Genomic DNA, 26,629 nt, shown 5'->3' with positions numbered 1-26,629 from the left:
CGTCCTGGTTGACGGCGGAGCCGCGCACCACCGCGAGGACCTGGTGGCCGTTGCGGCGGGCGTCCGACAGCCGCTCGAGGAGCAGGACGCCCACGCCCTCCGACCACGCCGTTCCGTCGGCCGCGTCGGCGAATGCCTTGACCCGGCCGTCGGGAGCGAGCCCGCGCTGCCGGCTGAACTCGATGAAGCTCCCGGGCGTGGCCATGACGGTCGCGCCGCCGGCGAGAGCCAGTGAGCATTCGCCGGAGCGCAGTGCCTGTGCCGCCAGGTGGAGGGCGACCAGCGACGAGGAGCACGCCGTGTCGACCGTGACCGCCGGGCCCTCGAGACCGAGTACGTACGAGACCCGGCCGGACACCACGCTGCCGGCGGTACCGGTGGTGAGGAAGCCTTCGACTCCCTGCGGAACCTCGACGAGCTGCGCCACGTAGTCGTGGTACATGAGTCCGGCGTAGACGCCGGTGCGGCTGCCGCGCAGGGTCGTCGGGTCGATGCCCGCGTGCTCGATGGCCTCCCAGGAGGCCTCGAGCAGGAGCCGCTGCTGCGGGTCCATGGCCAGCGCCTCGCGCGGCGAGATGCCGAAGAACGCCGGGTCGAACTCATCGGCACCGGTGAGGAAGCCGCCCTCGGTCGCGTAGGACGTACCGGTGCCGTCTCCCTCACCGTGCTCGAAGAGGCGGCTGATGTCCCAGCCCCGGTCGTCGGGAAGCGGTGAAATCGCGTCGCCTCCGGACGCCACCAGACGCCACAGGTCGTCGGGGCCGGCCACCGCGCCGGGATAACGGCAGCTCATGCCCACGATGACGACCGGGTCGTCGGCGTCGAGGAGGACGGGAGTGCTCGCGGCCCCCGACAGCTTCTCCGTCCCCTCCACCGTGCCGACGCTCTCGGAGACGATGTGCTCCGCCAGTGCGGCCGGGTTGGGGTGGTCGAAGACGAGGGTGGCGGGCAGGCGCAGGCCGGTGACGGTGTTGAGGCGGTTGCGCAGTTCGAGCTGGGCGGGCCCGTTGGGGGCGGTGAGACCGTTGCTGGCGCCGTCCTGGTTGATCGCCGAGCCGCGCACGACCGCGAGGACCCGGTGGCCGTTGCGGCGGGCGTCCGACAGCCGCTCCAGCAGCAGCACGCCCACGCCCTCGGCCATGCCCATGCCGTCGGCCGCGTCGGCGAACGCCTTGCACCGGCCGTCGCGGGCCAGGCCCTGCTGACGGCTGAACTCCATCAGGCCCGCCGGGTTCGGCATGATCGAGGCGCCGCCCGCCAGGGCCATGGCGCACTCGCCGTTGCGCAGGGACTGCACGGCGAGGTGGAGCGCCACCAGGGAGGAGGAGCAGGCCGTGTCGAGGGTGACGGCCGGACCCTCCAGGCCGAGCGTGTAGGAGACGCGCCCGGACAGCACGGAGGTCACCGTGCCGGTGAGGATGTAGCCCTCGGAGCCGGCCGAACCGCTCAGGTCACCGCCGTAGCCCTGGCCCGCCGCGCCGACGAACACTCCGGTGGCGCTGCCCGCGACGGTCGTCGGGTCGATGCCCGCACGCTCGAGCGCCTCCCAGGAGGTCTCGAGCAGGAGCCGCTGCTGCGGGTCCATGGCCAGCGCCTCGCGCGGCGAGATGCCGAAGAAGCCCGGGTCGAAGTCGCCCGCGTCGTGCAGGAAGCCGCCTTCGAGCGCGTAGATCTTGCCCGTCGCGGACGGGTCGGGGTCGTACAGGTCCTCGATGTTCCAGCCGCGGTCGGTCGGGAGGCCCGAGATGGCGTCGCCGCCCGAGGACAGGAGGTTCCACAGGTCCTCGGGCGAGGCGACGCCGCCCGGAAGGCGGCAGCTCATGGAGACGATCGCGATCGGCTCCGCTTCCCGCGATTCGACGTCTCGAAGGTGTTGGCGAGTCTGCTGCAACTCGGCGACCACACGGGTCAGGTATTCCCGCAGCTTCTCTTCGTCCGCCATCGAAACGTCGCTCCCGTCGGGTCTGACTCACGGTGAGTACTGCTGCTGCTGCTCGGAAGGGAGAGGCAGGCAGGGTCAGGAAAGCCCGAGATCCCTGTCGATCAGATCGAACAACTCCTCGTTAGTAGCGGACTCGAGTCCTGCCATAGCGCCGTCCTGCGCCCCCTTCGCCGGCTCGTCGCCGTGTCCGCGGCTGAGCTTGGACAGGAGTGCCTCGAGCCGCATGACGACCCGGACGCGGCCGATGTCGTCACCCGTCCGTGCGGCGAGCGCCTCCTCCAGGGAGTCGAGCTCCTCGGCCGAGGGCAGGACCTGGCCCGGTGCGGCGGGCAGCACCTCGGCCTTGACGAAGGCGGCGAGCGCTGCCGGTGTCGGGTGGTCGAACACCATGGTCGCGGGAAGCCGCAGCCCGGTGGCGGCACCGAGGCGGTTGCGGAGTTCCACGGCGGTCAGGGAGTCGAAGCCCAGGTCCTGGAAGGGGCGCCTGGCCTCGATCTCCTGCGCGGAGGAGTGTCCGAGCACCGACGCGGTGTGCTCCCGCACGAGGTCCAGGACGCGCTGGTCCCGTTCCGCGTCGGACAGGGCGGCGAGCTCGGCCCGGAGCGCGGGCGCGGACCCGGTCTCCTCGGAGACCAGCGCGTCCTGGCGTGCGGTCAGCTCCCGGACCTGCGGGATCTCCGCGAGCAGGGGCCGGTCGCCGCTCATGGTGAAGACGGGGGCGAACCGCTCCCAGTCCATGTCCGCCAGCACGACCGCCGTGTCGTCGTGGTCGAGGGCCTGCTGCAGGGCGACCATCGCCAGTTCGGGCCGCAGGGCCAGCACGCCGTGCCGGGTGAGGGCTCCTTCTCCCCCGCCGTCACCGGCGCCGGCCACCATGCCTCCGTCGGCCCACGGGCCCCACGCCACCGCGACGGAGGGAACCCCGCGGGCCCGGCTCCGCTGGGCCAGCGCGTCGAGGTGGGCGTTCGCGGCCGCGTAGACGCCGTGCTCCCCGACGCCCCAGACACCGGCGACGGACGTGAAGTGGACGATCGCGTCGAGCCGCGCCGGGTCGAGGAGTTCGTCGAAGTGGCGGGCGCCGGCCACCTTGCCGTTCGCCACGTAGGCCGCCGCCTCGGGACCGCACTCGGTCAGCGGGGCCAGCAGGCCCACGCCGGCGGCGTGCATGACCGTGCGGACCTCGTCGCCGTCCGACGCCAGCTTGGCGAGCAGTTCCTCCACGGAGTCGCGGTCGGCGACGTCGCAGGCCGCGACCGTGACCCTGCTGCCCGCCGCCTCCAGTTCCGCCTTGAGCTCACGGGCGCCCGGGGCGTCCTCGCCGCGCCGGCTGGTCAGCACCAGGTGTTCCGCCCCGTTCGCGGCCAGCCAGCGGGCGACGTGGCCGCCGATGGCCCCGGTGCCGCCGGTGACGACGACGGTTCCCCTCGGCCGCCACCTGCGGCGCGGTGCGGCGCCGTCCGTGGCCGCGGGGACCAGGCGCCGGGTGAGGATCCCGGAGGCCCGCACCGCCACCTGGTCCTCCACGCCGCCCGGCGGGGGGCCGGCCGCGGCGGTGCGCTGCGCGAGCACCGGGATCATGCGGCTCAGGTCGCCGCTGCCGGGCCGTTCCGGCAGGTCGACGAGTCCGCCCCAGCGCCTGGGGTGCTCGAGGGCGGCCACCCGGCCCAGGCCCCACGTCTGGGCCTGCGCCGGCCGGGCCGGGCCGTCCTCCCCGGTGACCGCGACCGCGGACCGGGTCACCGACCACAGCGGCACGTCGAGTTCCGCCTCGGCCATCGCCTTGAGGAGGGCGAGCCCTTCCGCGAGCCCGTTCGGCACGATCGCGTGCTCGGGGTGCGGACGCTCGTCCATGGCCAGCAGCGACAGCACCCCGTCCGGCGCGGCCGCCGAGAGGGACCGCAGCCGTGCGGCCAGGTCCGGCTCCTCCGCCGGCCTCAGGATCTCGACGGACGCCCCGTGCTCGGCCAGCGCGGCGGAGCAGGCCGCGACCAGGCTCTCCTCGGCGCCCGCCTCCGGGACGACCATCAGCCAGGTACCGCTCAGCGCCGGCACGGCCGGCTCGGTGAGCGGCCGCCACACGACCTTGTAGCGCCAGGAGTCCGCCGCCGTCCGCTTCCGCTGCTCCTGGTGCCAGGACGACAGCGCGGGAAGGACGTCACCGAGCGCCGCGGCCTTCTCCTCACCTCCGAGACCGAGGGTCTCGGACAGCCCGGCCAGGTCCGCCCGGTGCACCGCCTCCCAGAAGGCGTCGTCCGTGGCCTCACCCTTCTCGACGGTGCCGCTCGGGCTGCCGAAGGACACCTGGGGCCAGTAGTGCTGGTGCTGGAAGGCGTAGGTGGGCAGGTCGACGCGCCGGGGGTTGGTGCGGGCGTAGTACGCCGCCCAGTCGACGGGCGCGCCGTTCACGTGGAGTTCGGCCAGGGCGGTGACGACGGCGTCGGTCTCGGGGCGGTTCTTGCGCAGGGCGGGGACGAACGCGGCGTCGGTGGTCGTCTCCTGGGCCATGGCGGACAGGACGCCGCCGGGGCCGAGCTCCAGGTAGGTGGTCACCCCTTGCGTCTCGAGGTGGCACCGTGACCACCCGCACCCCCGCCGCCTCCAGGGCGGCCCGGCCCCCGAGGTCACCGCTCAGTGCGCCCTGGAGGTACACCCGGTCGACGCTCAGCCCTTCCAGGATCCGGCGCATCGTCGGACGCGACCCCCGCAGCAGGCCCACCGCCGACCGGTGCAGCGCCCGCGGGTCCGCCAGCCGCATGGTCGCCGCCCACACCGGACCGACCCGGTCCAGGGTCCGCCGGTGGCCCTCGGCGACGAAGTCCTCCTCGCCGTACGAGGCGATCCGGCTGCTCCCCGCCGTCGCCGGCGGGTCGGGGTCGAGGTTCGCCTCGGTGAGGACCAGCCTGGCCACCAGCTCGGGTCGCCGGTGGGCCAGCACGATCGCCACCGAACCGCCCATGCTGTGCCCGACCAGCTCCGCCCCGCGCACCCCGGCCGCGTCCAGCGCGGCCGCCAGGGCGTCCGCGTGGTCCTCCAGCGTGTAGCCGAAGTCAGCGGGCCGGTCGCTGATCCCGTGGCCGGGCAGGTCCACGAAGAGGCTGCGCCGGCCGGCCAGTTCGCCGCGGGCGGCGACGTGCGCGTGGTACACGGCCGATGCGGCGCCCAGCCCGTGGACGTACACCCTGGCCGGCTCCGCGCCGGGCGTCTCGGTCCACCGGACCTGGCTCCCCCGGTCGTCGAAATCCGTCTGCCGCACCACACCACCACCCTCACGCGCCGGGCCCGAGGGCCCGCCGTCGACCTCCTGACTCCGTGACGATACATCGGGATCGAGGTACTGCGTGCCGGATGTACGGGAGAATGCGTCCATGCTCGAACTGGCCATCCTCGGTTTCCTCCGCGACACACCCCTGCACGGCTACGGGCTGCGCAAGCGCCTGACCGCGCTGATCGGCCACGTGCGCCCGGTCGCCGAGAGCACCCTCTACCCCGCCCTCAAACGGATGGAGACGGCGGGGCTGCTCGCCCGGGCCACCGAACCGGGTGCCGCGGCCGCCCCGCGGCACGTCCTGACGCTCACCGAGGACGGGGAGCGGGAACTGCGCCGCCGTCTGGGGACGCCCGAGCGGCTCGACATCACCGACGAGAACCGCTGGTTCACCCTGCTCGCCTTCCTCCGTCACCTGGAGGACCCGGCCGCGCAGGCCGCCGTGCTGCTGCGACGGCTGGCGTTCCTGGAGGAGCCCTCCAGCTTCTTCCTCGACGGCGACCGGCCGCTGCGCGCCGAGGAACTCGACGACCCGTTCAGGCGCGGCATCCTCACCGTCGCACGGGCCACGGGACGCGCGGAGACGGCCTGGCTGCGGGAGACCGTCGCCGCGCTCGGGACCGGGGCGACGGCGTCCGGGCGGTGACGCCCCTCCGGCAGGCGCACGCCGTGACGCCTGCCGGAGGGCCTTGGGGCCGTGTGCGGCCTACACCGGTGGCGAGGCCGGACCGTCCGCGGTGACGGGGCCGAACCGGCGCCGGTACGCGGAGGGGGAGAGGCCGGTCTCGCGACGCATCAGCGCGCGCAGATTGGCGGCGGTGCCCAGGCCGCTGCGCCGGGCCACCACCTCCAGCCGTGACTCGCCCCGCTCCAGCAGGCGGCAGGCCAGGGCGAGCCGCTGCCGGGTGAGCCAGGCGAGCGGGGTGGTGCCGAGCTGTGCGCGGAAGCGGCGGTGCAGGGTGGCCGTGCTCACCGCGGCCCGGGCGGCGAGGTCGGCGACGCTCAGCGGGGCGTCCAGCCGTTCCTGCGCCCAGGCGAGCAGCGGACCGAGGGACTCGTCCGGGATCTCGGGCACGGGGCGCCGGACGAACTGCCGCTGCCCGCCGTCACGGTGCGCGGCGAAGACCAGCCTCCGGCTGACCGCGGCGGCGGCCTCCGCGCCGTGGTCCCGGCGGACGATGTGCAGTCCCAGGTCCAGCGCGGCGGCGCTGCCCGCGGCGGTGAGGATCTCGCCGTCGTCGACGAAGAGCACGTCCTCCTCCAGCCGGACCGCGGGGAAGCGCTCACGGAACCGGTCGGCCCACTGCCAGTGCGCGGTGGCCCGCCGCCCGTCCAGCACACCGGCCTCGGCCAGGGTGAACGCCCCGCTGCAGAAGCCCACCAGCCGCGCCCCGCGCGCGTGCGCCCGCCGGACCGCCTCCAGGACGTCGGCGCGGCGGGGGACCTCGACGTCGGGCCGGTTGGGCACGATCAGGGTGTCCGCGGATTCGGCGGCCTCCAGTCCGGCCACCTCGGCCAGGGTGAAGAACCCGTCCCGCATGCGGGTCCTCGGTCCGGGGGAACAGAGCCGGAAGTCGTAGAGATCCCGCCCGATTTCCGGTCTGCGCAGTCCGAACACCTCGGTGGCGCAACCCAGTTCGAAGGGGTTGGAGTTCTCGTCGACGATCACCACGACCCGGTGCGAGGATCCTTGCGGCATGTGCGCATTCTGGCACTCACGCCCGGCGGCGACGGGCGGACAGCATGGCTCCATGACCGACAGCACACCGCGCCGCCCCGAACCCGTCGACCTCTCCCGGGCCCTGGCCTCCTTCGACTCCCTGTGGAGCCCCCGTATCGTCACCCGCGTCAACGACTACGACGTGCGCGTCGCCAAGGTGTCCGGCGACCACGTCTGGCACGTCCACGAGGACACCGACGAGTTCTTCCTCGTCCTCGACGGCGAACTCCTCATCGCCCTGCGCGAACCGGAGGGGGTGCGCACCGTCCGCCTCCCCAAGGGGGCCGTGTTCACCGTCCCGCGCGGCACCGAACACCGGCCGTCCGCGCCCGAGGGCGCCGCACTGCTGCTTCTCGAACCCGCGGGGACCTCGAGCGTCGGCGACCGGCACGACGAGGTGCCGGCGCACGTGGACGCGACGACCGGGCACCCCCTCGAACTCTGAGGTCCCGCGGGGAACGCCGGAAAGCGGTCAGCCGTCGGCGGGCCGGTCGGGAAGCTCGATCCGCAGGGTGAGCTGCCGGAGCAGCGCCGCGAGGTGGGCGCGTTCCCCGGGCGGCAGGGAGCCCAGCAGGCGGCTCTCCGCCCGGCCCCGCACGACGGTGGCCCGCCGCCAGACGCGCTCCCCGGCCTCGGTGATCACGACGTCCACCCGCCGGCGGTCGGCCGCCGCCGGGGTGCGCCGGATCCATCCCGCCCTCTCCAGCGCGTCGAGACGCCCCGTCATGCCGGCGCCGCTGACGCCGAGGTCGGCGGCGAGCGCGGAGGGCGCGGCCCGGCCGGGGGTGTCCCGGATCATCAGCAGGTGCAGCGTCTCGTACTCGCAGTTCTGCAGGCCGACCTGTGCGAGGGCGTCACGGACGGCCCGCCGGAGGTGGCGGACGACGCGCTCGAGCCGAACCGTGATCACCTCCACCTCGTCGTCGAGGAGGAGGCCGGCCCCGTGGTGCCGCCGCCGGGAGACGTACCGGTCGGCCCAGTCCCCGAGGTGGTCGTCGCTTTCGGTCTCCGCCGTGGCCATGGCGTGATCCTAGAGGCATGCCTTCGGATGGCCTGATAGTTGATTGACCAATAATTAGCCGGCGAACTAACTTCCCGGCGTGAAAAGCAGACAAGTCCTTCGGCACCGCGACTTCCGGCTCCTGGTGACCGGAGCCTCGGTGAGCTCCCTCGGCAACGCCATCACCCCCGTCGCGCTCGCCTTCGCGGTGCTCGACCTCGGTGGGTCGCTGACCGACCTGGGCCTGGTGGAAGCCGTCTTCGCGATCTGCCAGGTCGTCACCATGCTCGCCGGCGGGGTGCTGGGGGACCGCTTCTCCCGCAAGCTGATGATGGAGGGCTCCTCCGCCGTCAGCGCCGTCGTGATGGCCGTCATGGCGTCCGCGGTGGTGCTGGACGCGGCCACGATATGGCTGATCGCGGTGCTCGGCGGAATCGGCGGCGTGGTCACGGCGCTGAGCAGGCCGTCCTCCAAGGCGATGACCCGCGTGGTCGTCCCGGAGGCCGACCTCGCCGACGCGGTGGCGCTGCGCTCCCTGGTGGACAGCGTGTGCCGGACCCTCGGCTACGCGGTCGCGGGAGTCCTCGTCGCCGTGGTGGGCCCCGGGTGGGCCGTCGCGGTCGACGCGGCCACCTTCGCCGTGGCCGCCCTGGCCTTCGGCCGCATGGGCGTGAGCAACGCCCGCGCACCCCGCACGACATCTCCCCTCACGGATCTCGGCGAAGGCTTCCGGGAGGTCGCGCGGCACACCTGGCTGTGGCTGCTGATCCTGCAGGCGCTGCTCTACCACCTCTTCTACGGGGGAGCGCAGGCCGTGATCGGGCCGGTCGTGGTGGGCGAGGAGATCGGGCGCTCCGCCTGGGGCTTCGCCCTCTCCGCCCTGATGGCAGGCTTCGTCGTGGGCGGACTGCTCGCCCTGCGGATCAGGCCCCGCCGGCCGCTGGGCGCAGGCGTGGTGCTGCTCGCCCTCACCGGTGTCTTCCCGCTCGCCATGGCGATGGCGGACACCCTGTGGCCGGTCATGCTGGGGGCCTTCGTGCACGGCGTGGGCCTGCAGATGTTCAGCGTGTACTGGGACCAGACCATCCAGAGCCAGGTGCCGGAGGACAAGCTGGCCCGGGTGTACGCCTTCGACTCGGTCGGCTCCTTCGTGGCCCGGCCGCTCGGTCTCGCCCTGACCGGGCCGGTGGCCGCGGCGGCGGGCGTCGACAGCTGGCTGCTGGTGGTCGCCGCCGTGATCTCCGGCTCGTCGCTGGCGGTCCTGTTCTCCCGCGGGGTGCGTGCGCTCGAGCCGGCGGAAGCGGCGCGGGTCGGCTGACCGGGACCGGCACGGGACCGGCCGCACCCGTGCCGCCGCCCCTGCCCGGTCGACGGCGACCGGACGGGAGGCGGCAGCCGGGCAGGGAGGCGGCCGGGCCGGCGCGGCGGATCAGCCCATCGGGTCGGTCGTGTCCCGCAGCAGTTCCAGGGCCGGGGCGTACATCCGGGACTTGATGGTGCCGAGCGTCTCGCTCGCCTTGCCGGCCAGCGACGCCGCCAGTTCCACCGCGGTCGTGCGGACGGCGTCCTCCGCGACCGCGCGGTCCACGACGCCCGCGGCCAGGGCGTCCTCGCCCCCGAAGCGACGGGCGGTCACCATCGCCTCGTGCGCCGTTCGAGGCGTCAGCCGGGACTGGATCAGGGCGGACATGCCCGGGGTGAACGGGATGTGGATGTCCGCCTCCGGCAGGCACCAGAAACCGCGGTCCGCGCGCATCACCCGGAAGTCGTGGGCCAGCGAGAGCATGGCTCCGGCGGCGAAGGTGTGTCCCTGGAGGGCCGCCACCGTGATCACCGGCAGCGACAGCACCCGGGCGAACAGCGCGTGGACGGAGACGACGTACTCCTGGTGCTGCTCGGCGTGGGCGAAGAGCCAGTCCAGGTCGAGGCCGTTCGACCAGAACTTCCCCGTCGCGGCGGTCACCAGGGCACGCGGGCCCTCCGCCTTCTCGACCTCGTCCAGGGCGCTGTTCACCGAGGTGATCCAGTCCGGGTGGAAGCGGTTCTCGCCGTCCCCGAGATCGAGAACGAAGACGTCGCCCTGACGGCCGAGAGTGGGCATGGCTGCTCCTTTGCGCGCGGGTGGAGGCGGTGACACCAACCTACTAACCAGTAACTTATGGCGCGGCGGGCGGGCCTGGCAAGCGCCGGCCGGTGCCCGCACACGCGGTGGCGCGTCCGAGGAAACCGTGGTGGGCCGGCCGCGTCGCCGAGGCCGGTCCGGTGGGCCACCGGCTCCCCGGCGCCGTCGGTGGCCCCCGGCGGCTCCTGCGGCGGCGTGACGGTCGGTCACGCCTGCCAGGCCGGCCGGGAGCCGGGTGCGTCCGGGCGGCCGGCGATCACCGGCGGGTGCGTGTCCAGGGTGCGCGGGTCCCGCGGCGGAATCGCGGATGCTCTCGTCGCGCCGGTCGTCCGTCGTCCGGCGTGGCAGAGTGCGGCACATGCTGCAAGCCTGTCTGAACGGAACACGTCGACCCGACGAGAGCCCCTGGGTGGCCGTCACCGCCGAGGAGCTGGCGGCCGAGGCGCGCCGGGCCGTCGACGCGGGAGCCGAGGACATCCACCTGCATCCGCGGGACCACCACGGACACGAGACGCTGGACGCGGTGGTCGTCCGCGACGTGCTGCAGGCCGTGCGCGAGGCCGTCGGTCCCGGCATCCCCGTCGGCGTCACGACCGGGGAGTGGATCGAACGCGACCCGGCCCGCCGCGCGCGCCTCATCGAATCCTGGACGACCCTGCCCGACCACGCGTCGGTCAACTGGCACGAGGACGGCGCCGACCTCGTCGCCCGCACCATGACGGAACGCGGCGTCGGCATCGAGGCCGGGCTGTTCCCCGGTACCGGCGGACCGCACGCCTACCTGTCCTCCCCGTTCGCCGACCGGGTCCTGCGGGTGCTGATCGAGATCATCCGCACGCCGGTCGCGCGGGCCCCGGAGGAGGCCCGCGGCATGGTCCGGCGGCTGTCGGCGGTGACGTCGGCCCCCCTCCTGCTGCACGGTGAGGAGGACAGCGCCTGGACGGTGCTGGAGACGGCCGCGGAACTGGGCCTCGACACGCGCATCGGCATCGAGGACGCGCTGACCCTGCCGGACGGGACTCCCGCCGAGGGCAACGCCCCACTGGTGGCGGCGGCTCGGGAGATCCTGAGCCGGGACCGGAACCGGGTGGGCGGCTGACGGTCCCCGCCGGCGCGCGCCGCGTACACGGCCTCGGCCCCGAGGACCGGCTCGCGGCCGTCGACGCCGGTCAGGGCGGCCTCACCGGCCTGAACAGCGTTATTTCCCGGCGCCGCCAGCTTCGGCGACGTAGAATCCCGGCTCAAGGGCGGGGTCGTAGCACAGAGGTAATGCGCCGCGATGACATCTCGGAGGACGCCGGTTCGAATCCGGCCGCCCCGCCCCCTCCGTCTCACGGCCGTGCGCCGTCGCGGGTCCCGCCTCCCCGGCGGAGGGCGTCGAGAGCACGCCGCGGACCGCGGCCCGGCGCCGTGCCCGTCACCCCTCGCCGCCGTTCAGGCCGCGGCAGTTCGGCCCGGCGCACCGGAGCGTGGGTGCCAGCGCGACGGCGGCCGCGCCCGCGCACACCGCCGGCAGGGTCCCCAGCCGCGCTCGGCGTCGAGCAGGACCAGTCCGACGTTGAACGGTCCGCTCAGGCCGGGTTCGAAGATGCCGCCGCCCAGGATCAGGGGACCGGTCAGCCGGTGCCGGCGGATGTGGCGCAGCCCGCCCAGCAGATCCTCCCGGCCGGTGCCGCCCGCCTCAGGCTCCTCGGCGCCGTCCGCGGGCAGCGGCCGGACCGCCGATCGGCGGTCCCGCGACCTGGCTGAGCCGCGTCGACAGCGAGCGCGTGCCGCTGACCCCGGCCCGCCGGTCGGGCATGGTGATGCGGGGCGGCGGCGAGCCGGCCGCCGGCACGGACATCGCGTCGACGGCGCCGAAGACGAGGGCCACCGCGAGGATCAGGACGCAGCGCAGCGCGTCGCTCGCCAGGACCACCCGACGCGGGCCGAACCGTCCGTGGATCGCGGGCGCACGCGAAAGGGGCCCGCCGCGGCCGGGGTCCCGGCGTCGCGGCGGGCCCCGAGTGGGGGCAGGACCTGCGCGGTGGGACGGTCCTACCGCCAGCCGTACCGTTCGCGCAGCCGGTGGACCACCAGGTTGAACCGCATCCGGTCCAGCGCGCACGCCTCGCGGCGCATGCCGCCGTCGTGCACGCGCAGGACGCGGTCCACCGCCACCCACGAGGGGCGTCCCGAGCGGTCCCAGGGGCCGACGCCGATCGGGACCCAGTCCCGGTCGCCGTCGTGGTCCTTGCTGGAGAGCTGCACGGCGAGCAGGGAACCGCCCGGCTCACGGGCCACCACCAGCACGGGGCGGTCCTTGCCCCGGCCGTCGTTCTCCTCGTAGGGCACCCAGGTCCAGACGACCTCACCCGGATCGGGATCGCCGTCGTGGGCGGGGGAGTACTCGGTGCGCACCGTGCCGACGGCACGCGGATCGGCCTCGGTGGTCGCCGACGGGCCGAGGCGGCCCGGGACTTCGTCGATGGGAACGGTCATCGCCCCACCGTAGGAGGGGCGTTGACCGGCCCGGGAAGCGGGGTCGCGGCTGCGGCCGGCCCACCAGGAGCGCAGCCGGTCACGTATGCGGCGCGTCATGCCGGACATCCTCGCGCGTCCTTCCGGTTCCGCCGGAGCGGGGTCCGGGTCAGGCCGGCTCGCCGCCGCGGTCCTCGGCGGCGCCGCCCTGCCCGGTCTGGGCCTGCTGCGCGGCGACGGAGCGGCGGACCTCCTCCATGTCCAGTCCGCGCGCCTGCCCGATCAGGTCCTCCAGCACCGGGCCCGGCAGCGCGCCCGGCTGCGCGAACACGGCGACCTGGTCCCGCACGATCATCAGCGTGGGGATCGACTGGATGCCGAACGCCTGGGCCAGTTCCGGCTGGGCCTCCGTGTCCACCTTGGCGAACAGCAGGTCCGGGTTGTCCTGCGCGGCCTTCTCGTACACCGGGGCGAACTGCTTGCACGGTCCGCACCAGTCGGCCCAGAAGTCGATGAGAACGAACGGGTTCTCGGTGACCGTTTTGTCGAAGTTCTCCTTGGTGAGCTCCACCGTGCTGCTCATGAGCTGATGTCCTCTTTCCGGGGGTGTCGGTGCGACTGTCTGCCGCCCGGCTGTCGACGACAACGGCGCGACCGGGCGGGCTATTCCGTTCGCCCCATATGGTCGGCTCCGCGCCGCCGGCGCGACCGGACGGACCCGTCCGGCCCAGCGGACGGGTCCCGCGCGCCTACCCGTGTGGCCGGTGCGCACACCACCCGGAAGACTGAGCCCCATGACCGAGACCGAGACCTTCAGCTACGACGTCGTGGTGATCGGCGCCGGGCCCGTCGGCGAGAACGTCGCCGACCGCACGCGTGCCGCCGGGCTCTCCACCGCCGTGGTGGAGAGCGAGCTGGTCGGCGGCGAGTGCTCCTACTGGGCCTGCATGCCCAGCAAGGCGCTGCTCAGGCCGGTGATCGCCCGGGCCGACGGCCGCCGCACGCCCGGTCTGCGGGCCGCCGCGCGGGGGCCGCTCGACGTGGCCGAGGTCCTCGCGCACCGCGACGAGTACGCGGCGCACTGGAAGGACGACGGGCAGGTGAGCTGGCTGGACGGCACCGGAGCCCGGCTGCACCGCGGGCACGGCCGTCTCGCCGGCCCCCGCACCGTCACCGTCACCACGCCCGAGGGCCGGACCGAGACCCTGACGGCCCGGCACGCGGTCGCCGTGTGCACCGGAAGCCGCGCCGCGCTGCCCGGCCTGCAGGGGCTGGGCGACGGCACGGTCGCGCCCTGGACGAGCCGGGAGGCGACCAGCGCGCGGGAGGCGCCCGACCGGCTGATCGTGGTCGGCGGGGGAGTGGTGGCCGCGGAGATGGCCACCGCCTGGCAGGCGTTCGGCAGCCGGGTCACGGTACTGGTGCGCGGAAGCGGGCTGCTGGAGCGGATGGAGCCCTTCGCCGGGGAACTCGTCGCCGACGCGCTGCGCGAGGCCGGGGCGAAGGTGCGCACCGGCGTCTCGGTCACCGGGGTGCGCGGGGAGAACGGCACGGTGGTCGCCACCACGGACGCGGGCGACCGGGTGGAGGCCGACGAGATCCTCTTCGCCACGGGGCGCGCGCCGCGCACCGACGACCTGGGGCTGGAGACCGTCGGACTGGAACCCGGTTCCTGGCTGGACGTGGACGACACGCTGCGGGTCACCGGCAGCGACTGGCTGTACGCGGTCGGGGACGTCAACCACCGGGCGCTCCTCACCCACCAGGGCAAGTACCAGGGGCGGATCGCCGGTGACGCGATCGGTGCCCGGGCCAGGGGGGAGGCGCCGCCGACCGCCGCGACCGCCGACGACGGGGCGGTGCCCCAGGTCGTCTTCACCGATCCCGAGGCCGCCTCGGTGGGGGTCACCCTCGCGGAGGCGGAGCGTGCCGGGCACCGGGTCCGCGCGGTCGACGTCGACCTCGCCACCGTGGCCGGCGCGGGCCTCTACGCGGACGGTTACCGCGGGCGGGCGCGGATGGTCGTCGACCTCGACAAGGAGATCCTCCGCGGCGTCACCTTCGTGGGCCCCGGGGTCGGTGAACTGCTCCACTCCGCGACGATCGCGGTGGTGGCCCAGGTCCCGGTCGCCCGGCTCTGGCACGCCGTCCCCGCCTACCCGACGATCAGCGAGGTGTGGCTCCGGTTCCTGGAGACCTACCGGGGCTGACGGCGGCCACCCCGGCGCCCGGCCCGCCCCCGGCCGGGCGCCGGGGACGGGCCGCCCCGCGGGCCGGCCGCGCCCGCACGGCAGGGCTCACAGGTCCCCGAAGTCGCCCGCCATCGCCGCGGCGAGCCGGAGGTGCGGTCGCGCCTCTTCATGGCGGCCCTGCCGCTCCAGCGTGCGCCCGAGCAGCAACCGCGCGTACTGCTCCACCGGGTCACGCTCCACCAGCAGACGGCACTGCGCCTCCGCCCGCCCCAGCTGCGCCGAGTGGTAGTAGGCGCGCGCCAGCAGCAGCCGCGGGCCGTTCTGCTCCGGCACCTCCTCGACGAGCGTGCTGAGCACCCGCGCCGCGCCCGCGTAGTTCTTGCGGCCGAAGTACTTCTGAGCCCGCTCCCACCGCTCGGCCGGCGTCCCGTGGTCGTCGTACGACTTGGTCGTGTTCACGTCGACTCCCTTCGCCTGCCTGAACCGCGCGCGGCGGCGGGCTATTCCACGACGCGTCCGGCCCCGTCCCGGGCGCCCCGGGACGGCCCGTCATCCGTTTCTGTCACGACGGGACACGTCCATATCGTTGACAAGCCCCTGTCAGCATCAGACATTACGAGCGAGTAACCCGCGTCGTCCCGAGCCGGTGCGCCGCCCCCGCCGTCACGCGCCCCGGCGCGCTCCGCCATGCCGTTTTCCCAGGAGGACCTGATGCCGCACCCCGCCCGCCGCCCGCGCAGAACCCTCGCCGCCGCCCTCGCGGCGAGCGCCGTCGCCCTCGGTCTCGCCGTCCAGCCCGCGCAGGCCGCCGACCCGCTCCGCTACGTGGCCCTCGGTGACAGCTACAGCGCGGGATCCGGGGTCTCGCCCACCGACTTCAGCAGCCCCCTGTGTCTTCGCTCCAAGGCCAACTACCCCAAGGTGATCGCCGGCCGGACCGGTGCGGACCTCACCGACGTCACCTGCGGCGCGGCCCAGACCAAGCACTTCACCCAGTCGCAGTACCCGCTGGTCCCGCCGCAGGCCGACGCGGTGAACGCCGACACCGACCTGATCACGCTGACCATCGGCGGCAACGACAACAGCACCTTCATCGGCGCGCTCCTCGCCTGCGGCTCCGCCGGTCTGACCACCGGGGGGTACGGCAACCCCTGCGAGACCCTGCACGGCAGCCGGTTCACCGACGCGATCGACGACCACACCTACCCGGCGCTCAGGAGCGCGCTCGCCGCCGTCAAGGCGAAGGCGCCCCACGCGCGCATCGCCGTCCTCGGCTACCCCTGGATCACCCCGGCGTCCTTCGACCCCACCTGCTTCGCCAAGCTCCCCGTCGCCCGCGGCGACATCCCCTACCTGCGAGGCCTCCAGAGCCACCTCAACGACACCATCGCCCGCGCCGCCCGCGAGTCCGGCGCCGTCTACATCGACTTCGCCCAGGTCTCCGAGGGGCACGACGCCTGCAAGGCGCCCGGGACCCGGTGGATAGAGCCGGTCCTGGGCGGCAACAGCATCGTGCCCGTCCACCCCAACGCCCTGGGGGAGAGCCGGATGGCCGACCACACCATGACGGTCCTCGGGCTCGGCTGACCCGGCGGGCCGGCCGCCCGGCGGGCGCCGCCCACGGCGATGCCCGCCCCTCGGGAGCCGAGGGGCGGGCATCGCGTCGTCCGGTGACCGCGAGGTGGTCAGGAGCGCGAGTAGACGCTCTCCACGAAGTCGGCGAGCTTGTCGTCCGTCAGGTGGTGCGCCAGGTCCGCCTCGCTGATCATGCCGATCAGCCTCTTGTTCTCGATCACGGGGAGCCGCTTGATCTGGTGCTCCCGCATCTCCTGGAGCACCTGGTCGACGTCCGCGGAGGCGTCGACCCAGCGCGGGGTGCCCTCGGCGAGCTCGGAGCAGGTGACCTTGGACGGGTCCTTGCCCGAGGCCACGCACTTCACCACGATGTCACGGTCGGTGATGATGCCCTGCATCCGCTCGTCCTCGCCGGCGACCGGCAGCGCCCCGACGTCGAGTTCCCGCATCAGCTGGGCCGCGCGGTCCAGCGTCTCACCGGCGGGGATCCACTGGGCGCCGGGGTGCATGATGTCCTTGGCCGTCGTCATGGTCGTCACTCCTCCTCGAAGGTCTGTGCGCGCTTTCCGTCTCCTCGGGTTTCCGTGGTGGGCAGAACAAACCGGACTTCTGGATTCCGATGGGGACGGGTCGCCGGCCGTGTCCGGGCGTCACACCGGGTCACGTGCCGTCCTCCATGCGCCTGCGGTCCTCCTCGTCCCACGCGGTGGTGTCACGGGGCTGGGTGTAGGGCTCCTCCTCGGGCGGGTGACCGCCGGAGATGGCGCGCTGGCGGACCGTCTCCGCGTCGAACTCCAGGCCCAGCAGGATGGCCAGGTTGGTGATCCAGAGCCAGATCAGGAAGATCACCACACCGGCCATCGTCCCGTAGGTCTTGTTGTACGAGCCGAAGTTCGCCACGTAGAAGGCGAACCCGGCCGAGGCGACCATCCAGAGGAACAGGGCCAGGAAACTGCCCGGGGTGATCCACCGGAAGCCCTTGACCTTCGCGTTCGGCGTCGCCCAGTAGAGGAGCGCGATCATCAGGGTGACCAGGATGATCAGCACCGGCCACTTCGCGAACGACCACACCGTCAGGGCGGTGTCGCCGATGCCGAGGGTGGTGCCGACCTGACGGGCCAGGTCGCCGGTGAAGACCACGATGAGCGCGCTCGCCGCCGTCATCACCATCAGCACCACGGTGATGCCGACCCGCACGGGCAGGACCTTCCACACCGGCCGCCCCTCGGGCATGTCGTACACGGCGTTGGCCGCGCGGATGAAGCCCGCGACGTAGCCGGACGCCGACCAGACCGCCAGCACCAGACCGACGATTGCCACGATCGAGCCGATCCCGGCGCTGCCCTGGAGCTGTTCCACGGCCCGGGTGATGATGTCCCGGGCGGGACCGGGCGCCAGCTTGGTGACGTTGTCCATCACCCTGTCGGTGGCCTTCTGGCCCATGATGCCCAGCAGGGAGACCAGCACCAGCAGCGCGGGGAAGAGCGACAGCACGGCGTAGTAGGTCAGCGCCGCCGCGCGGTCGGTGAGTTCGTCGTCCTTGAACTCCTTGACGGCGCCCTTGAAGACTTTGCCCCAACGGGGTTTCGGGAGATCGCTCGGACTGTCCGGGGCGTTGCGCTCCACCGAGGGGGAGGGACCGAAGTTCTCCGGGCCGGTGTCGTCGTCGCCGTGGCGGTGTCCTCGGGACCCGGCCGGCCCGACGGGACGCTCACCGCGGTCGGCATCGCCGTCGCCGTGGTCGCCGCTACCTGGAAGATGCATTTTCGCCATGAACGCCGGGTATCCTCGGCGCCCGCAGATACGCACCCGGGTCCGCCCGGTCCGCCGTGCGGGGGGTCTCCGCCGCCGGGCCGGGGCGCCGGACGCGCGTCACACGCCGCCGGGCCGCCCCGTCCGCGCCGCCGCCCCGCTCCCGTCCGCGGCCGAAAAAAACGCTTGGACGGGGCGAAGCGCGCCACGGAAGACTTCCCCTCCCGGGCTCGCCCCAAATGTCCGGCCCGGGAGCACCACGACCCCTAGGCGCACACACATGGAATCGCCTGAGAAACGCGAGGGTCCGCGCAAGGGCCCCGTCCTCCTCGCACTCCGCCACTACGGCCGGGAACTCGCCCGGCTCCGACGCTTCACCGTCCCCGCCCTGCTCCTGCCGGCGCTGGGCAACATCGGCCTCTACTACGTCGCCCCGCTGATCGTCGCCAAGCTGATCGGCCACGTCGCCGGTGAGGGGAATCCCGGCGGCGAGGGAGCGTTCGCGTCCGCGCTCCCCTACGTCCTCGGCTTCGCCGGCGTGCTGCTGTTCGCCGAGGCCCTGTGGCGGATCGGCCTGCACTGCCTCAACCGCCTCGACGCCTACGGCATCGAACACCTCTACGTCGTCGGCATGGACGAGCTCTACGCCAAGGACTCGGCGTTCTTCCACGACAACTTCGCCGGATCGCTCACCAAGCGGGTCCTCAGCTTCGCCACCCGCTTCGAGGAGTTCGCCGACACCCTCACCTTCAACATCATGGGCAGCTTCGTGCCGCTCGCCTTCGGCTCCGTGGTCCTGTGGAACTACGACCCGCTGCTCGTCGTCGGGCTGCTCACCATGCTCGCGGTGACGGCCGTCTGCGTGGTGCCGCTCATCCGGCGCCGGCAGAGGCTCGTCGCCCGGCGGGAGGAGGCCATCGCCCGGGTCTCCGGGCACGTCGCCGACAGCCTGATGAACATGGAGACCGTCCGCGCGTTCGCCGCCGAGCGGCGGGAGGCCGCCGAACACCGCTCGCGGGTCGCCGAGTCGCGCCGCCTCACCCTGCGGTCCTGGGACTTCGGGAACCTGCGCATCGACACGCTGATCGCCCCCATGTCCGTCGCCACCAACCTGCTCGGCCTGCTGCTCGCGGTGTCGCTCGGCGGCGGCACGCACAGCGTGGAGGCCGTCGTCGTCGCCTTCACCTACTACACCAACGCGACCCGGATCATGTTCGAGTTCAACCAGATCTACCGCCGCCTGGAGAGCTCGATGACGGAGGCGGCCCAGTTCACCGAACTGCTGCTGACGCCGCCCACCGTCCTCGACCCGCCGGAGCCCGAGCCGCTGCGGCCCGACGGGGCGGACGTCCGGTTCGAGCGGGTGACCTTCTCCCACGGGGGCGGCAAGCCGCTCTTCGAGGACCTGGACCTGGCGGTGCCCGGCGGGGCCAAGATCGGCCTCGTCGGCCGCTCCGGCGGCGGCAAGACCACCCTGACCCGGCTGCTGCTGCGGATGACGGACATCGACGGCGGCCGCATCCTGATCGGCGGTCAGGACATCAGCAGGATCCGCCAGGCCGACCTGCGCGGCATGATCGCCTACGTCCCGCAGGAACCGGCGATGTTCCACCGCACCCTCGCGGAGAACATCGCCTTCGCCCGGCCCGGCGCCACCGACGCCGAGATCCGCCGCGCGGCGGAGGCCGCGCACGTCACCGAGTTCGCCGACGCGCTGCCCGAGGGCTTCGAGACCATGGTCGGCGAACGGGGCGTCAAACTCTCCGGGGGGCAGCGCCAGCGGGTCGCCCTCGCCCGGGCGATCCTCCGCGACGCGCCGATCCTGCTGCTCGACGAGGCCACCAGCGCCCTCGACTCGGAGAGCGAGATCCTCATCCAGGAGGCGCTCTGGCGGCTCATGGAGGGGCGGACCGCGCTGGTGGTGGCCCACCGGCTCAGCACCGTCGCCGGCATGGACCGCCTGGTGGTCCTCGACCGCGGACGGATCATCGAGCAGGGCGCCCACCACGAACTGCTCGCCACCGGCGGCGTCTACGCCAAACTGTGGGAGCACCAGTCGGGCGGCTTCCTCGAGGAGGACGACCCCGTCTGGGCCGACGACCCGGCCTGACGCGGCGCCCGCCGCACCTCCACGGCGGTGGTGGTGCGGGGTCCGGCCCGGCGCCGTCCCGTGCTCCACGGTGCGCGCATGCCGGAACCACCCGCCCGGCCCCGGCCGGCGTCCTCGTCCGCCTCGACGCCCCGCGCGCCGCCGGCCTCCCGGTGCGCGGTCGTGGCCGCACGACGGCCTGCGGCCACGACCGCGGACCGGACGGGCCGGAGGAGCCGGCCGCCCTCGCCGCCGTCGCGGCCGGCACCCCGCGCGGCGCGCGGTTCGCGGGGGCGGAGCGGGGGCGGGAGCGGGAGGGCGCCGGGCCGGCCGTCGCGCGGCCGCCGGACGCCGAGGACCGGCGGACGGTCGCCGAGGCGGTGCGGCTGCTGCTGAGGCTGCGCGGACAGGGGCGTTCCGGCGAGGCGCACGCGCTGCTGGCGGAGATGGCGCGCGGGCCCGCCGTCCGGCTTCCCCTGGCCGCCGCACAGCTGGAACGCGCCGGCGCCGGGACCGAGTGGGCGACGCTGCTGTGGGAGGTCTCCTCCCTGCCGGTGCCGCGCCTGGTGCCGGCCGCCGACGCGCTCGCCGCGGCGGGGCGGGGGGACGACGGGGAACGGGTGCTGCGGCAGGGAGTGGCGCGTTCCGCCGAGGAGATCGCGGGCGCGGTGTCCGCGCTGTGCGACGCGGGGCGCGGCCGTGAGGTGCGGTTGCTGCTGGACGCCTGTGTCCGGGTCCGCGCGCCCGCCGAGGCGGTGCGGTGCGTGACGGGGGATCCGGTGCGGATGACGCCGTTGCTGCTGGAGGCGGCACGGGGGGTGTCGGAGGACCACTACTGGGGGGTGGTGCACGCGCTGCGGGTCGCGGGAGTGCGGGGGGTGTAGGGCCCGCGGCCGGCCCCCGTGGCCCGCGGCGTCAGGGCCGGTGGAGACGCGCCTCGCACTCCTCCCGCGGCGCGGGGCCGAACAGCACCGTCCACCCCGTTGGCACCTCGCGCCACTTCGGCCCCCGGTGGAGCGTGGGCAGGGGGTACCCACCGCCGCAGGCCGCGCAACGAAAGCAAGGCCGGGCCGACCGGACTTTCGGCGGGAAGGGCGCACGGGTACCTGTTCCAGCCGTTCCGGAAAGGCCCGGAACGGCTCCCGGGGGCGCGGCGGCTGACCCGCAAGAGTGCTTGGAGCGGGCGAATCGGCGGCTTTGCCGGGATGGCCTTGGCGAGGCGCCCGGGGCGTCCTAGGTTCGGGCTTCCGGCGGCTTCGGCCGCCGCAGCGGTTCCCGCGGCGGGTCCCCGCGGCGGAGACCCTCTGACGTTCCGTCGAAGGAGCAGCCCGTGGCCGACGTCGTACGCGCAGCCCTGGTCCAGGCGACCTGGACCGGCGACACCGAATCCATGATCGCCAAACACGAGGAACACGCCCGCGAGGCGGCCCGGCAGGGCGCCCGGATCATCGGCTTCCAGGAAGTCTTCAACGCCCCCTACTTCTGCCAGGTCCAGGACCCCGGGCACCACCGCTGGGCGGAGGGCGTCCCGGACGGCCCCACCGTGACCCGGATGCGGGCCCTCGCCCGGGAGACCGGCATGGTGGTCGTGGCGCCGGTCTTCGAGGTCGAGCGGAGCGGCCTCCGCTACAACACCGCCGTCGTCGTCGACGCGGACGGAACGGTGCTGGGCAAGTACCGCAAGCACCACATCCCCCAGATCGAGGGCTTCTGGGAGAAGTACTACTTCACACCGGGCGACCTGGGATGGCCGGTCTTCGACACCGCGGCCGGCAAGGTCGGCGTCTATATCTGCTACGACCGGCACTTCCCGGAGGGGTGGCGCCAACTCGGCCTGAACGGAGCCCAGCTGGTCTACAACCCGTCCGCCACCTCGCGCAGCCTGTCGGCCTACCTGTGGCAGCTGGAGCAGCCCGCGGCCGCGGTCGCCAACGAGTACTTCGTCGCCGCCGTCAACCGGGTCGGCCGGGAACCGTACGGCGACAACGACTTCTACGGCACCAGCTACTTCGTCGACCCCCGCGGGCAGTTCGTCGGCGACGTCGCCAGTGACAAGGAGGAGGAACTGGTCGTCCGCGACCTCGACCTCGGCATGATCGAGGAGGTCCGGCAGCAGTGGGCCTTCTACCGCGACCGGCGGCCGGACGCCTACCAGGGCCTGGTGCGGCCGTGACGGCGGCCGACGCGAGCGCCACGGAGCTTTCGGCACCCCCGGCTCCCCCCGCGTCCCCGGGGCCGTCGGGACTGCTCGCCCGGCACCGGGCCGTGCTCCCCGACTGGCTCGCCCTCTACTACGACGACCCGCTGGAGATCACCCACGGCGAGGGACGCCGCGTCTGGGACGCCGAGGGACGCGCGTACCTCGACTTCTTCGGCGGCATCCTCACCACCATGACCGCCCACGCCCTCCCCGAGGTCACCGAGGCGGTCACCGAACAGGCCGGCCGGCTGCTGCACTCCTCCACGCTCTACCTCAACCGCCCGATGGTCGAGCTCGCCGAGAGGATCGCCCGGCTCTCCGGCATCCCCGACGCCCGGGTCTTCTTCACCACCTCCGGCACCGAGGCCAACGACACCGCCCTGCTGCTCGCCACCACCCACCGGGGCGGCAACCAGATCCTGGCCATGCGCAACAGTTACCACGGCCGGTCCTTCTCCACCGTCTCCGTCACCGGCAACCGCGGCTGGTCGCCGACCTCGCTCTCCCCGCTGCAGACCCTCTACGTCCACGGCGGCGTCCGCCACCACGGCCCCTACGCCCACCTGGACGACGAGGCGTTCACCGCCGCCTGCGTGGCCGACCTGCGCGACCTGCTCGGCCACGTCCGCGCCCCGGCCGCGCTGATCGCCGAACCGGTCCAGGGCGTGGGCGGGTTCACCTCCCCGCCGGACGGGCTGTACGCGGCGTTCCGCGAAGTCCTCGCCGAGCAGGGCGTGCTGTGGATCGCCGACGAGGTGCAGACCGGCTGGGGCCGCACCGGCGACCACTTCTGGGGCTGGCAGGCACACGCGCGCAACGGTCCGCCCGACATCGTCACCTTCGCCAAGGGCCTCGGCAACGGCATGTCGGTGGGCGGGGTGATCGCCCGCGCCGAGATCATGAACTGCCTCGACGCCCACTCCATCTCCACCTTCGGCGGCACCCAGATCACCATGGCCGCCGCGCTCGCCAACCTCGGACACCTGCTGGAGTACGACCTCCAGGGCAACGCCCGCCGCGTCGGCGCCCTGCTGCTGGAGCGGCTGCGCACCGCCTGCGCCGGGCTGCCGGGGGTCAAGGAGGTGCGGGGACGGGGACTGATGCTCGGTGTCGAACTGATCCGGCCCGGCACCGGCCTGGCCGCTCCCGAGGCCGTGGCCGCCGTCCTGGAGGAGGCCCGCGAGGGCGGCCTCCTGCTCGGCAAGGGCGGCGGCCACGACACCAGCGCGCTGCGGATCGCCCCGCCCCTGTCGCTCACGGCCGCCGAGGCGGAGGAGGGGGCGGCGATCCTCGAACGCGCCCTCCGCCGGGTCGCGGGGTGACCCCGGGCCGGCCCCCGGCACGTCCGGGCCGGCGCCGGCAAGGCCCGTCCCGGCAAGGCCCGTCCCGGCAAGGCCCGTCCCGGAAGGGGAGGCACAGCCCATGTCCCGCACCGCGATCCGCGGCGGCCTCGTCGTCACCGCCTCCGACGAGGTCCACGCCGACGTCCTGATCGAGGACGGCCGCATCGCCGCCCTCGCCGCCCCCGGCACCTCCGCCGCCGGCGCGTGGACCGCCGACCGCACCCTGGACGCCACCGGCCGGTACGTCCTCCCGGGCGGCGTCGACGCCCACACCCACATGGAGATGCCGTTCGGCGGCACCCGGTCCTCCGACACCTTCGGGACCGGGACCCGCGCCGCCGCCTGGGGCGGCACCACCACCATCGTCGACTTCGCCGTCCAGACCGTCGGCAGCACCCTCCGCGAGGGCCTGGACGCCTGGCACGCCAAGGCGGAGTCGAACTGCGCGATCGACTACGGCTTCCACATGATCGTCTCGGACGTCAACGGGGGCACCCTGCGGGAGATGGACCGCCTGATCGAGGAGGGCGTGACCTCCTTCAAGCAGTTCATGGCCTACCCGGGCGTCTTCTACTCCGACGACGGCCGGATCCTGCGCGCGATGCAGCGCGCCGCCGCCAACGGCGGACTGATCATGATGCACGCCGAGAACGGCATCGCCATCGACGTCCTGGTCGAACAGGCCCTGGCCCGCGGCGAGACCGACCCCAGGTTCCACGGCGAGGTCCGCAAGGAGCTGCTGGAGGCCGAGGCCACCCACCGGGCGATCCGCCTCGCCGAGGTGGCGGGAGCCCCGCTGTACGTCGTGCACGTCTCCGCGGCGAAGGCCGTGGCCGAACTGGCCAGGGCCCGGGACGAAGGACTGCCCGTCTTCGGCGAGACCTGCCCGCAGTACCTGTTCCTCTCCACCGACAACCTGGCCGAGCCGGGCTTCGAGGGGGCCAAGTACGTCTGCTCCACCCCGCTGCGCCCCCGCGAGCACCAGGCCGCGCTGTGGCGCGGACTGCGCACCGACGACCTCCAGGTGGTTTCCACCGACCACTGCCCGTTCTGCTTCACGGGCCAGAAGGAGAGGGGCCGCGGGGACTTCTCCAAGATCCCCAACGGCCTGCCGGGCGTCGAGCACCGCATGGACCTGCTGCACCAGGCGGTCGTCGACGGCCACATCACCCGCCGCCGCTGGATCGAGATCGCCTGCGCCACCCCGGCCCGGATGTTCGGCCTCTACCCGAGGAAGGGCACCGTCGCGCCCGGCGCCGACGCCGACGTCGTGATCTACGACCCGCGCGCGGAGCAGGTGATCTCCGCCGGGACGCACCACATGAACGTCGACTACTCCGCCTACGAGGGGCGGCGGATCACCGGCCGGGTGGAGACGGTCCTCTCCCGCGGGGTCCCGGTCGTCGAGGCCGGCGCGTACGTGGGGCGGGCCGGGCACGGGGTGTACCTGCCGCGCGGACTCTGCCAGCTGGCCGGCTGAAGGGGTTTGCCCGGACCTCCGGGCGGGGCGCAGGCGGTCGGCGGCGAACCCGGCGGCCGGCACGCCGGGCCCCGCCGCGACGCACGCGGCGAAGGTGAGGGCGTGGTCCGCCACGTGACTCGGCACCGGACCGCGCGGAAGCCGCCTTGCCGTCCCGGAGCGACGCCGGGGCGGCCGCCGGCCCCGGGAGGTGTCCACCGGGCGGCACGGCCCGCCGTGTACCGTCCGAGGGGACTTCGACGAAGACCCGTTCGACCGTGCCGCGCCGCTCAGGAAGCGATGATGACCCAGACCCCCTACGCCCCCGCCGACGAGGCGACAGGCCGGTGGACCGGCCGGCTGCCGGAGCCCGGCCGGGCGATCCGCGCCGAGCCGGAGACGGCCTTCGCCGAGCACGCCGCCTCGGCCGGGGCGGCCGGCCTGCTGGAGACGTACGAGCGGCACCTCGCCGGCGTCGGCCGCGCCGCCGAACCGCTGCCGCCGGGCAGCGTCACCGCCTCCACCGACAGGGGCGACGTCAGCCGCGTGGTGCCGTCGATCCACCCGCGCATCGGGGTCCTCGGCCGCGGCGCCACCCCGCACAACGCGGAGTTCGCCGACGGGATGACCGCCCCCGCCGCCGGCACCGCCCTCCTCGACGCGGCCGCCCCGCCGGCCCGCACCGGCATCGACCCCGCCGCCGACGCCGGACGGCGGCGGCACCACGTCGCCCTCCACGAGCGCCGCGGGCGGGCCGACCGATGATGCGTGACCTGCTGCCGGCCGCGGTGCACGTCGCCGAGTCCTTCGGCGACCTGCCCGAGGCGGTGCTGCTGCCCGAGGAGGAACCGGCCGTCGCCCGCGCGGTGGAGAAACGGCGCCGCGAGTACACCACCGTGCGGCACCTGGCCCGGCGCGCGCTCGGCTGCCTCGGGCACGGCGGCGCGGCCCTGCCCCCGGGCGAACTGCGCGCGCCGCGCTGGCCGTCGGGCGTGATCGGCTCCATGACCCACTGCGAGGGCTACCGCGCCGCCGCCGTGGCGGACGCCGCCGTGCTGGCCTCCGTCGGCATCGACGCGGAACCGCACGAGCCGCTGCCGGAGGAGGTGCTGGGCGGGGCGTCCCTGCCGGAGGAACGGGGGCACCTGGGCCGGCTCGCCCGGCTGCGGCCCGGGATCCACTGGGACCGGGTGCTGTTCTCCGCCAAGGAGTCGGTCTACAAGGCCTGGCACCCGCTCACCGGGGCATGGCTGGGGTTCGAGGACGCGGTCCTGGCCTTCGATCCCGCCGGCACGTTCCGGGCCCGCGTGCTGCCGGGCGCGCTGGTGGACGGCGGCCCGGGCGTCTTCGACGGCCGGTGGTCCGTGGCGGACGGGTTCGTCACCACGGCCGTGGTGGTGGACGGGGACGGACCCGCCGCCGCGGCCGCGCGCTGCGGGTGCCGCGACCAGGACGGCGGGCACGCCGCCGGGTAGCGGGCCGCCCCGCGCGGCGCGGTCCCGGCGGGCTG

At 74.1% G+C, this 26,629-nt stretch carries 23 protein-coding genes, 1 tRNA gene and 2 pseudogenes; 14 read left to right on the top strand and 12 right to left on the bottom strand.

From position 1 onward, the window contains the following. The 3 genes and pseudogenes from A2U95_RS02760 to A2U95_RS02750 form a co-directional block, all read right to left on the bottom strand. A partial coding sequence (locus A2U95_RS02760) for a beta-ketoacyl synthase N-terminal-like domain-containing protein (RefSeq protein ID WP_206282803.1) occupies positions 1–1,942 on the bottom strand: 1,942 nt, incomplete at its 3' end. A 75-nt stretch (positions 1,943–2,017) separates the two neighbouring features. Next, positions 2,018–4,492, bottom strand: a complete 2,475-nt coding sequence (locus tag A2U95_RS02755) for an SDR family NAD(P)-dependent oxidoreductase (protein ID WP_166020641.1) — start codon at positions 4,490–4,492, stop codon at positions 2,018–2,020. Positions 4,493–4,508: 16 nt separating this feature from the next. Then, a pseudogene (locus A2U95_RS02750) lies at positions 4,509–5,195 on the bottom strand (alpha/beta fold hydrolase); the annotation flags it as partial. A gap of 112 nt (positions 5,196–5,307) precedes the next feature. Here A2U95_RS02750 and A2U95_RS02745 point away from each other — a divergent pair. Continuing rightward, positions 5,308–5,853 carry a PadR family transcriptional regulator gene (locus A2U95_RS02745; protein WP_166020640.1) on the top strand — a complete coding sequence of 182 codons (546 nt, stop codon included), beginning with the start codon at positions 5,308–5,310 and terminating at the stop codon, positions 5,851–5,853. A 60-nt stretch (positions 5,854–5,913) separates the two neighbouring features. Here the strand turns inward: A2U95_RS02745 and A2U95_RS02740 are convergent, their stop codons facing one another. Next, positions 5,914–6,906, bottom strand: coding sequence for a GlxA family transcriptional regulator (locus A2U95_RS02740; protein WP_166020639.1), 993 nt, complete (start codon positions 6,904–6,906; stop codon positions 5,914–5,916). Between the two features lie 52 nt (positions 6,907–6,958). Here A2U95_RS02740 and A2U95_RS02735 point away from each other — a divergent pair, with 52 nt between their 5' ends. After that, entirely contained in the window at positions 6,959–7,372 is a 414-nt protein-coding gene (locus A2U95_RS02735; RefSeq protein WP_166020638.1) for a cupin domain-containing protein, read from the top strand. 27 nt (positions 7,373–7,399) lie between these two features. Here the strand turns inward: A2U95_RS02735 and A2U95_RS02730 are convergent, their stop codons facing one another. Continuing rightward, a complete protein-coding gene (locus A2U95_RS02730; RefSeq protein ID WP_166020637.1) occupies positions 7,400–7,948 on the bottom strand; it encodes a MarR family winged helix-turn-helix transcriptional regulator in 549 nt (182 codons plus the stop codon). Positions 7,949–8,027: 79 nt separating this feature from the next. Between A2U95_RS02730 and A2U95_RS02725 the strand changes: the two genes are divergently transcribed. Then, on the top strand, positions 8,028–9,245 hold the full coding sequence (locus A2U95_RS02725; RefSeq protein WP_166020636.1) for an MFS transporter: 1,218 nt from the start codon (positions 8,028–8,030) through the stop codon (positions 9,243–9,245). 111 nt (positions 9,246–9,356) lie between these two features. On the opposite strand, the gene A2U95_RS02720 is transcribed toward A2U95_RS02725, so the two are convergent. Further along, positions 9,357–10,028 carry an enoyl-CoA hydratase-related protein gene (locus A2U95_RS02720; RefSeq protein ID WP_166020635.1) on the bottom strand — a complete coding sequence of 224 codons (672 nt, stop codon included), beginning with the start codon at positions 10,026–10,028 and terminating at the stop codon, positions 9,357–9,359. A 379-nt stretch (positions 10,029–10,407) separates the two neighbouring features. Between A2U95_RS02720 and A2U95_RS02715 the strand changes: the two genes are divergently transcribed. Both A2U95_RS02715 and A2U95_RS02710 read left to right on the top strand, forming a co-directional pair. Beyond that, positions 10,408–11,148 (top strand): 3-keto-5-aminohexanoate cleavage protein, encoded by a 741-nt coding sequence (locus A2U95_RS02715; RefSeq protein ID WP_166020634.1) that lies wholly within the window; start codon positions 10,408–10,410, stop codon positions 11,146–11,148. A gap of 148 nt (positions 11,149–11,296) precedes the next feature. Continuing rightward, positions 11,297–11,371: transfer RNA gene (locus A2U95_RS02710), tRNA-Val, on the top strand. A 193-nt stretch (positions 11,372–11,564) separates the two neighbouring features. On the opposite strand, the pseudogene A2U95_RS33945 reads toward A2U95_RS02710, so the two are convergent. The 3 genes and pseudogenes from A2U95_RS33945 to trxA all read right to left on the bottom strand — a co-directional run. Beyond that, a pseudogene (locus A2U95_RS33945) lies at positions 11,565–11,985 on the bottom strand (MFS transporter); the annotation flags it as partial. A 101-nt stretch (positions 11,986–12,086) separates the two neighbouring features. Continuing rightward, entirely contained in the window at positions 12,087–12,530 is a 444-nt protein-coding gene (locus A2U95_RS02700) for a type II toxin-antitoxin system PemK/MazF family toxin (protein WP_166020633.1), read from the bottom strand. A gap of 148 nt (positions 12,531–12,678) precedes the next feature. Continuing rightward, the gene (gene trxA / locus A2U95_RS02695) at positions 12,679–13,092 is read right to left on the bottom strand and encodes a thioredoxin (protein WP_166020632.1); all 414 of its coding nucleotides are present in this window, start codon (positions 13,090–13,092) and stop codon (positions 12,679–12,681) included. A 211-nt stretch (positions 13,093–13,303) separates the two neighbouring features. On the opposite strand from trxA, the gene A2U95_RS02690 reads away from it, so the two are divergent. Then, positions 13,304–14,719 carry a dihydrolipoyl dehydrogenase family protein gene (locus A2U95_RS02690; protein WP_166020631.1) on the top strand — a complete coding sequence of 472 codons (1,416 nt, stop codon included), beginning with the start codon at positions 13,304–13,306 and terminating at the stop codon, positions 14,717–14,719. Positions 14,720–14,806: 87 nt separating this feature from the next. Here A2U95_RS02690 and A2U95_RS02685 read toward each other — a convergent pair whose 3' ends face one another. Beyond that, positions 14,807–15,160, bottom strand: a complete 354-nt coding sequence (locus A2U95_RS02685; protein WP_166020630.1) for a tetratricopeptide repeat protein — start codon at positions 15,158–15,160, stop codon at positions 14,807–14,809. Positions 15,161–15,412: 252 nt separating this feature from the next. Between A2U95_RS02685 and A2U95_RS02680 the strand changes: the two genes are divergently transcribed. Further along, positions 15,413–16,288, top strand: a complete 876-nt coding sequence (locus A2U95_RS02680) for an SGNH/GDSL hydrolase family protein (RefSeq protein ID WP_166020629.1) — start codon at positions 15,413–15,415, stop codon at positions 16,286–16,288. 98 nt (positions 16,289–16,386) lie between these two features. On the opposite strand, the gene A2U95_RS02675 is transcribed toward A2U95_RS02680, so the two are convergent. Both A2U95_RS02675 and A2U95_RS02670 read right to left on the bottom strand, forming a co-directional pair. Then, positions 16,387–16,806 carry a CBS domain-containing protein gene (locus A2U95_RS02675; RefSeq protein ID WP_166020628.1) on the bottom strand — a complete coding sequence of 140 codons (420 nt, stop codon included), beginning with the start codon at positions 16,804–16,806 and terminating at the stop codon, positions 16,387–16,389. A 130-nt stretch (positions 16,807–16,936) separates the two neighbouring features. Further along, a complete protein-coding gene (locus A2U95_RS02670; RefSeq protein ID WP_240957173.1) occupies positions 16,937–18,049 on the bottom strand; it encodes a YihY/virulence factor BrkB family protein in 1,113 nt (370 codons plus the stop codon). A gap of 259 nt (positions 18,050–18,308) precedes the next feature. Here A2U95_RS02670 and A2U95_RS02665 point away from each other — a divergent pair, with 259 nt between their 5' ends. The 7 genes from A2U95_RS02665 (at position 18,309) to A2U95_RS02630 (ending at position 26,594) form a co-directional block, all read left to right on the top strand. Further along, positions 18,309–20,138, top strand: coding sequence for an ABC transporter ATP-binding protein (locus A2U95_RS02665; protein ID WP_166020627.1), 1,830 nt, complete (start codon positions 18,309–18,311; stop codon positions 20,136–20,138). A gap of 152 nt (positions 20,139–20,290) precedes the next feature. Further along, a complete protein-coding gene (locus A2U95_RS02660) occupies positions 20,291–21,001 on the top strand; it encodes a hypothetical protein (RefSeq protein WP_166020626.1) in 711 nt (236 codons plus the stop codon). A gap of 446 nt (positions 21,002–21,447) precedes the next feature. Beyond that, positions 21,448–22,290, top strand: coding sequence for a nitrilase-related carbon-nitrogen hydrolase (locus A2U95_RS02650; RefSeq protein ID WP_166020625.1), 843 nt, complete (start codon positions 21,448–21,450; stop codon positions 22,288–22,290). Positions 22,291–22,361: 71 nt separating this feature from the next. Continuing rightward, the gene (locus tag A2U95_RS02645) at positions 22,362–23,639 is read left to right on the top strand and encodes an aspartate aminotransferase family protein (RefSeq protein WP_166024732.1); all 1,278 of its coding nucleotides are present in this window, start codon (positions 22,362–22,364) and stop codon (positions 23,637–23,639) included. Between the two features lie 100 nt (positions 23,640–23,739). Next, entirely contained in the window at positions 23,740–25,140 is a 1,401-nt protein-coding gene (hydA, locus tag A2U95_RS02640; protein ID WP_166020624.1) for a dihydropyrimidinase, read from the top strand. 282 nt (positions 25,141–25,422) lie between these two features. Continuing rightward, positions 25,423–25,884 carry a M20 family metallopeptidase gene (locus A2U95_RS02635; RefSeq protein WP_166020623.1) on the top strand — a complete coding sequence of 154 codons (462 nt, stop codon included), beginning with the start codon at positions 25,423–25,425 and terminating at the stop codon, positions 25,882–25,884. Next, on the top strand, positions 25,881–26,594 hold the full coding sequence (locus A2U95_RS02630) for a 4'-phosphopantetheinyl transferase family protein (protein WP_166020622.1): 714 nt from the start codon (positions 25,881–25,883) through the stop codon (positions 26,592–26,594). The genes A2U95_RS02635 and A2U95_RS02630 overlap by 4 nt, the downstream gene beginning before the upstream one ends. The last annotated feature ends 35 nt before the right edge of the window (positions 26,595–26,629 follow it).

The sequence above is a fragment of the Streptomyces chilikensis genome, from assembly GCF_001642695.1.
GTDB classification, from domain to species: Bacteria; Actinomycetota; Actinomycetes; order Streptomycetales; family Streptomycetaceae; genus Streptomyces; species Streptomyces chilikensis.
This window is presented reverse-complemented; position numbering and strand designations above follow the sequence as displayed.

Coding starts and splice junctions, on each gene's coding strand:
- A2U95_RS02745 (WP_166020640.1), top strand. CDS start 5,308: ATGCTCGAACTGGCCATCCTCGGTTTCCTCCGCGACACACCCCTGCAC.
- A2U95_RS02740 (WP_166020639.1), bottom strand. CDS start 6,906: ATGCCGCAAGGATCCTCGCACCGGGTCGTGGTGATCGTCGACGAGAAC.
- A2U95_RS02735 (WP_166020638.1), top strand. CDS start 6,959: ATGACCGACAGCACACCGCGCCGCCCCGAACCCGTCGACCTCTCCCGG.
- A2U95_RS02730 (WP_166020637.1), bottom strand. CDS start 7,948: ATGGCCACGGCGGAGACCGAAAGCGACGACCACCTCGGGGACTGGGCC.
- A2U95_RS02720 (WP_166020635.1), bottom strand. CDS start 10,028: ATGCCCACTCTCGGCCGTCAGGGCGACGTCTTCGTTCTCGATCTCGGG.
- A2U95_RS02715 (WP_166020634.1), top strand. CDS start 10,408: ATGCTGCAAGCCTGTCTGAACGGAACACGTCGACCCGACGAGAGCCCC.
- A2U95_RS02700 (WP_166020633.1), bottom strand. CDS start 12,530: ATGACCGTTCCCATCGACGAAGTCCCGGGCCGCCTCGGCCCGTCGGCG.
- trxA (WP_166020632.1), bottom strand. CDS start 13,092: ATGAGCAGCACGGTGGAGCTCACCAAGGAGAACTTCGACAAAACGGTC.
- A2U95_RS02690 (WP_166020631.1), top strand. CDS start 13,304: ATGACCGAGACCGAGACCTTCAGCTACGACGTCGTGGTGATCGGCGCC.
- A2U95_RS02680 (WP_166020629.1), top strand. CDS start 15,413: ATGCCGCACCCCGCCCGCCGCCCGCGCAGAACCCTCGCCGCCGCCCTC.
- A2U95_RS02675 (WP_166020628.1), bottom strand. CDS start 16,806: ATGACGACGGCCAAGGACATCATGCACCCCGGCGCCCAGTGGATCCCC.
- A2U95_RS02670 (WP_240957173.1), bottom strand. CDS start 18,049: ATGGCGAAAATGCATCTTCCAGGTAGCGGCGACCACGGCGACGGCGAT.
- A2U95_RS02665 (WP_166020627.1), top strand. CDS start 18,309: ATGGAATCGCCTGAGAAACGCGAGGGTCCGCGCAAGGGCCCCGTCCTC.
- hydA (WP_166020624.1), top strand. CDS start 23,740: ATGTCCCGCACCGCGATCCGCGGCGGCCTCGTCGTCACCGCCTCCGAC.
- A2U95_RS02635 (WP_166020623.1), top strand. CDS start 25,423: ATGACCCAGACCCCCTACGCCCCCGCCGACGAGGCGACAGGCCGGTGG.
- A2U95_RS02630 (WP_166020622.1), top strand. CDS start 25,881: ATGATGCGTGACCTGCTGCCGGCCGCGGTGCACGTCGCCGAGTCCTTC.